Origin of the sequence: Mesorhizobium sp. M7A.F.Ca.CA.002.05.1.1, from assembly GCF_003998335.1 — a bacterium.
Lineage (GTDB): Bacteria > Pseudomonadota > Alphaproteobacteria > Rhizobiales > Rhizobiaceae > Mesorhizobium.
Window position 1 is genome coordinate 1 of the sequence record NZ_RZQI01000373.1, and the last position, 5,538, is coordinate 5,538.

Genomic DNA, 5,538 nt, shown 5'->3' on the forward strand with positions numbered 1-5,538 from the left:
GTGCCATTCGCGGCCGTCATCGCCATGCAGGAAGACATGGTCGGCGAGATCCCTGACGCTGCGGATCGGCCGGTTGTTGATCAGTGTCGGGCTGACCACGGGAAACAGTTCGAGGCCCGACCATTTGCGCATCCAGCAATCGGTCCAGCTGCCGTCGCCATAATGCACGCAGACATCGATGGTGGGTGCCCGCAAATCCTTGGGATCGTTGGAAGGGATAAGCGTCAGCCTTATGTCGGGATATTGCGCCATGAAACTGCCGAGCCGCGGTGTCATCCACAACAACAGAAGCGCCGGCACGCAGGAGACCGAAAGTGTGCCGCTGCTCGCCGGCCTTGTCATGCGCTGGGTGGCGGCGGCGATGCCGTCGAAGGCTGTCGACACCGCGGGCAGAAGCTCCGCGCCATGCGGTGTCAGTTTGACCCGCTGGCCGGCCCGCTCGAACAGCTTGACACTGAGCGACTGCTCGAGCGCCTTGATCTGATGGCTGACGGCGCCATGGGTGACATTCAGCTCAATGGCCGCCTTGGTCAGCGAGCCATGCCGGGCCGTTGCCTCGAAGGCGCGCAGCGGATTAAGCGGTGGCAGGCGCTTGGTCATGGGTATCAACTTTATTGTGAGATTTTCTCACAGAAAACACCCTAACAATATCAATTGATTTTTCAATGCCGCTGCCGGACACTGAACCTGGAACAGCATCAAGACGTGAAATCTGCAGGCAGCCAGCGGGACAGCGGCCCGGCCGGATGACGGTCGGTTCGCAGGCGTCATCCGCGGCGGCACTGCATCAGCCCAGGAGGAGCGGATATGGGATACGATCGCGGCAAGCTCGACGCGTTGCGTCGCAAATATGGTGAAAGCCATGGCGGCGAGATGTTCGACCCGAAATTCCGCAAGGTGGCCGACAAGATCTTCTCCAAAAGTGGCACGCGGCTGGCGCCCTATTCAGGCATCCCGACCTTCCTCGCCGCGCCCTACCGCGAAATATCGGCCGACAATCCGGATTTCGGTGATTTGCAGGTGGCGATGATCGGCGTGCCGATGGATCTCGGCGTCACCAACCGGCCAGGCTCGCGCTTCGGGCCGCGAGCGCTGCGTGCCATCGAGCGCATCGGCCCCTACAATCACGTGCTGGAATGCGCGCCCACACATGAGCTCCGGGTCGCCGACATCGGCGACACGCCGTTCCGCAGCCGCTACCGGCTTGAGACAAGCCATGAGGATATCGAGCGGCGCACCAACCAGATCGTCGATGCCGGCGTCATCCCGCTTTCGATCGGCGGCGACCATTCGATCAGCCACCCGATCCTGAAGGCCGTTGGCAAGAAAGCTCCGGTCGGGTTGATCCATATCGACGCCCACTGCGACACCAGTGGCCTGTTCGACATGACCAAGTTCCACCATGGCGGCCCGTTCCGCAACGCGGTGCTTGACGGCGTGCTCGACCCGACGCGCACGATCCAGATCGGCATCCGCGGCTCGGCCGAATATCTGTGGGAGTTCACCTACGAGTCCGGCATGACCGTGGTGCATGCCGAGGAGGTGACCGGTCTCGGCATTCCGGCCATCATCGAGAAGGCGCGCAGAATAGTCGGCGACGGCCCGACCTATGTGTCCTTCGATATCGACAGCGTCGACCCGGCCTTCGCGCCGGGCACCGGCACGCCGGAAGTTGGCGGGCTGACGACGCGCGAAGTGCTCGAACTGCTGCGCGGCCTCAAGGGTCTCAACATCGTCGGCGGCGACGTCGTCGAGGTGGCGCCGCAATATGACGCGACCACCAACACGGCGCACGCCGCCGCACAGGTGCTGTTCGAGATATTGAGCCTGATGGTGTTCAGCCCGGCTGTCACCGGCAAGGGATCCTGACCTCTACCAATCCGAACGAAGGCGGCCGCCGCGCTGGAGCCGGCGGCCGTATCCAACAAACAAGCGTCCAGACAGGGGAATAACAATGACAATCCGCAAGACATTTGCCTCCATCGCCGCCGTGCTGATGCTTGGCACCGCCGGTTTCGGCTTCGCCACACAAGCCGCAAGCGCCGATGCGCTGGCGGACATCACCAAGGCCGGCACCATCAATGTCGGCGTCTTCGCCGATTTCCCGCCCTTCTCCTCGGCCAGCGCCGACATGAGCCTCAAGGGCTATGACATGGATGTCGCGCAATACATTGCCGATACGCTCAAGGTGAAGCTCAACCCCATCGCCGTCACCGGCCAGAACCGCATCCCGTATCTGAACGACAAGCGCGTCGACATCCTGATGAGCGTCGGCTACTCGAAGGAACGCGAACAGGTCATCGACTTCGCCGCCGCGTACGCGCCCTACTACATCGCCGTGATCGGTCCGGCGGCTCTGACGGTCAAGGGCAAGGAAGACCTCGCCGACAAGTCGATCGCCGTCAATCGTGGCACGCTGGAAGATACCTCGCTCACCGAGGCAGCACCGGCGTCGGCCGACATCAAGCGCTTCGACAACTACAATTCGGTGATCCAGGCCTTCATCTCCGGCCAGACGCAGCTGATGGTCGTCGGCAACGATGTCGGCGCGCAGGTGCTGGCCAAGCAGGACGCACTGAAGCCGGAGCAGAAGTTCCAGCTTCTGACCTCGCCCTCGCATATCGGCCTCAACAAGAATGAGGACGGCCTGAAGAAGGCGGTCAACGATGCCATCGCCAAGATGCTGGCCGACGGCAAGCTGGATGAAAGCTCGAAAACCTGGCTGAAGACGCCGCTCAATCCCGAAAACCTCAAGGATTGAGTTTCCGTGGCCTTTGCCTGGCTCCCGGGTGCTCTGGGCGACATCGCGCACGGCGCGGCCACGACGATCCTGCTGATCGCCGTGACCACGCTGGCCGGAACGCTGCTCAGCATCCTGGGTGCCGCGGGGCGACGAAACGGCCCGGTTCTGCTCAAGCGGGCAATCGCCTGTTACGTCGAGGTGATGCGCAACACGCCGTTCCTGGTGCAGCTGTTCTTCATCTTTTTCGGGCTGCCCAGCCTCGGCATCCGGCTCGACCCGCTCCTGGCCGCCATGCTGGCGATGACGCTCAACATGGCGGCCTACACGATCGAGATCGTCGGCGCCGGGCTTGACGCCGTGCCCGGCGGACAGACAGAAGCAGCGCTCGCGCTTGGGCTGCGGCCCCGCCAGGTGTTCATCAAGATCGTGCTGCCGCAGGCGCTCAAGGTGATCTTTCCGGCGCTGACCAGCCAGATCGTCATCATGATGCTGGAGTCGGCCGTGGTGTCGCAGATCGCCGTGCGTGAACTGACCTACGAGGCCGACATGCTGCAGGCGCGCACCTTCCGCTCCTTCGAGACCTATTTCGTCGTGACGCTGGTCTATCTCGCTCTGTCGATGGCCTTGCGCCGGCTGCTGGTGTCAGGCGGGCGCCGTGCGCTCGGAGCCGGCGTATCATGATCGAGTTCACCTCCTGGGACATCGTGCGCAACCTGCTGCTCGCCGCCCGCTGGACGGTGCTGCTATCGCTGGCCGCCTTCATCGGCGGCGGCATCGTCGGCCTGGTCGTGCTATTCTTCAGGATCGCCAAAAACAAGTGGAGCAGGCGCATAGCCTCGGGCTACATCGCCCTGTTCCAGGGAACGCCGCTCTTGATGCAGCTGTTCCTGATGTTCTTCGGGCTGCCGATGCTCGGCCTGCGCATCGAACCGTGGACGGCGGCGGCGCTCGGCCTCACCTTCTTCGCCAGCGCCTATCTCGCCGAAATCTGGCGCTCCGGCGTCGCGGCGCTACCCCTGGGGCAATGGGACGCCGGCGCAAGCCTTGGCCTGCACTATCTGCAGGAGCTGAGGCTGATCATCCTGCCGCAGGCCTTTTCGATCACCCGCGCACCCACCGTCGGCTTCCTGGTTCAGCTGATCAAATCGACCGCGCTCACTTCGATCATCGGCTTCGAGGAGCTGGTGCGGACCTCCAACGCCATCAACAATGCGACCTTCGAACCGTTCAAGGTCTACGGGCTGGTGGCTCTGATCTTCTTCGTCATGTGCTTTCCGCTGACGCAATACGCCCGCAGGCTCGAGAAACAGGCGGCTGCTCGCTGACGCGCCAAGGCAGCGCTCGATTTCAGGCCGGCAGCCCAAGCTGCTTGCGCAGGCTCTTGTCGAATGCGGACGCGGGGACGAAACGACGCAGGAAACTGACCTGGCGCGCCATTTTTCCCGCCGCATAGCGTTTCTTCGGCGCAGGATCGGTCGCCGCGGCCAAAACGGTGCTGGCGACCACTTCGGGCGCATCGCCTTTTTCCATCGATTTCCGCACGGATACAGTCATCCCGGCACGCGCGGAGTCGTAGATTTCGAGCGACCGGTCGGGGGCGGCAAGATTGTCCTCGAATGCCGTGCGGGTATAGGCGGGCTCCACCAGCGAAACGCGGATGCCGAACGGGCGCAATTCGTGATCGAGCGACTCCGAATAACCCTCGATGGCATGTTTGGTCGCCGAGTAGAGTGCGAAATAGGGAGCGGGGATGAGCCCCTGCACCGAACTCAAATTCACGATTCTGCCCTTCCCTTGGCGCCGCATTGCCGGCAGCACCGCGTTGGTCACACGCAAGACGCCGAAGACGTTCACGTCGAACAGCACCTTAGCCTGGGCGGTCGAGGACTCCTCTGCGCCGCCAAACAGGCCCATGCCGGCATTGTTGACAAGCAGGTCGATGCGTCCGGCCTTGGCCAGAACGTCATCGACCATTGTCGCAACGGACGCGTCGTCGGTCACGTCGCAGGTCAGCATGGTAACGCCGGCGGATGGCCGGGAGGCCGCGCGACGGCTGGTTCCGAAGACGCGAAAGCCGGCGCCTAGCAAGGCATCGGCGGTAGCGCGCCCGATGCCGGAAGATGCCCCTGTGACCAGGGCGACGCCAGGGTTGGTCTTGTTCATGGAAATCATATCCTTCTTTGCGTTGGATCGGATTGGGAAAAGCATGAGAGGCCGGGGCAAAGGGCGTTGGTCATGACTGCGTCTGGCCACCGGTTAGTTCCAGCGTCTGAACAGGGCGCTGGCATTCACGCCGCCAAAGCCGAAGCCATTGGAGATCGCGTACTCCATCTCCATGGGCCGGGGCGCGTTTGCGACGAAGTCGATTCCGTCGCCGGCCGGATCGGCCTCGCCAAGGTTGAGGGTTGGCGGGGCGACCTGATCCCTGAGCGCCAGGATTGCGAAGATCGCACCAAGCCCGCCGGCCGCTCCGAGCAAATGTCCGGTCGCCGATTTCGTGGCGCTGACAGCTATCGCGAAATCGCGCCCGAACACGCTCTTGATCGCTTCGATCTCACCCAGGTCGCCGACTGACGTTGATGTCGCATGCGCATTGAGATGACGAACCTCGCGTGGCGAAATCCCTGCATGGGCAATCGCGATCTGCATGGCCCGGCGCGCGCCGTCGCCGTCCTCTGGTCCGGAGGTGACGTGGTGGGCATCGGCGGTTGTGCCGTAGCCGACGAGCTCAGCCAACGGCTTTGCGCCGCGCGCCAACGCGTGGTCCAATGCCTCGATGACCAGCACGCCGGCTA

6 protein-coding genes and 1 pseudogene are annotated in these 5,538 nt (G+C 63.2%); 4 read left to right on the forward strand and 3 right to left on the reverse strand.

Annotated elements, in window-relative coordinates; translation table 11 throughout:
• The coding region (locus tag EN939_RS19035; RefSeq protein WP_127269239.1) for a LysR family transcriptional regulator at positions 1-600 on the reverse strand (600 nt) is incomplete at its 3' end.
• A 207-nt stretch (positions 601-807) separates the two neighbouring features.
• Here EN939_RS19035 and speB point away from each other — a divergent pair.
• The 4 genes from speB (at position 808) to EN939_RS19055 (ending at position 4,068) form a co-directional block, all read left to right on the forward strand.
• Positions 808-1,869: an agmatinase gene (speB, locus tag EN939_RS19040; RefSeq protein WP_127269240.1), complete on the forward strand. Its 1,062-nt coding sequence runs from the start codon at positions 808-810 to the stop codon at positions 1,867-1,869.
• 85 nt (positions 1,870-1,954) lie between these two features.
• Positions 1,955-2,761 carry a transporter substrate-binding domain-containing protein gene (locus EN939_RS19045; RefSeq protein ID WP_127269241.1) on the forward strand — a complete coding sequence of 269 codons (807 nt, stop codon included), beginning with the start codon at positions 1,955-1,957 and terminating at the stop codon, positions 2,759-2,761.
• A 6-nt stretch (positions 2,762-2,767) separates the two neighbouring features.
• Positions 2,768-3,424, forward strand: a complete 657-nt coding sequence (locus tag EN939_RS19050) for an amino acid ABC transporter permease (protein WP_127269242.1) — start codon at positions 2,768-2,770, stop codon at positions 3,422-3,424.
• On the forward strand, positions 3,421-4,068 hold the full coding sequence (locus tag EN939_RS19055; RefSeq protein ID WP_127269243.1) for an amino acid ABC transporter permease: 648 nt from the start codon (positions 3,421-3,423) through the stop codon (positions 4,066-4,068). Before EN939_RS19050 ends, EN939_RS19055 begins: the two co-directional genes overlap by 4 nt.
• 22 nt (positions 4,069-4,090) lie before the next feature.
• Here the strand turns inward: EN939_RS19055 and EN939_RS19060 are convergent, their stop codons facing one another.
• Together EN939_RS19060 and EN939_RS19065 are read right to left on the reverse strand one after the other, a co-directional pair.
• Positions 4,091-4,906: an oxidoreductase gene (locus EN939_RS19060; protein ID WP_127269244.1), complete on the reverse strand. Its 816-nt coding sequence runs from the start codon at positions 4,904-4,906 to the stop codon at positions 4,091-4,093.
• Positions 4,907-4,999: 93 nt separating this feature from the next.
• A pseudogene (locus EN939_RS19065) lies at positions 5,000-5,538 on the reverse strand (beta-ketoacyl-[acyl-carrier-protein] synthase II); the annotation flags it as partial.

Excerpts from the sequence above, each read along its gene's own strand:
- EN939_RS19055 (WP_127269243.1), top strand. The coding sequence starts at position 3,421 with ATGATCGAGTTCACCTCCTGGGACATCGTGCGCAACCTGCTGCTCGCC.
- EN939_RS19045 (WP_127269241.1), top strand. The coding sequence starts at position 1,955 with ATGACAATCCGCAAGACATTTGCCTCCATCGCCGCCGTGCTGATGCTT.
- EN939_RS19060 (WP_127269244.1), bottom strand. The coding sequence starts at position 4,906 with ATGAACAAGACCAACCCTGGCGTCGCCCTGGTCACAGGGGCATCTTCC.
- speB (WP_127269240.1), top strand. The coding sequence starts at position 808 with ATGGGATACGATCGCGGCAAGCTCGACGCGTTGCGTCGCAAATATGGT.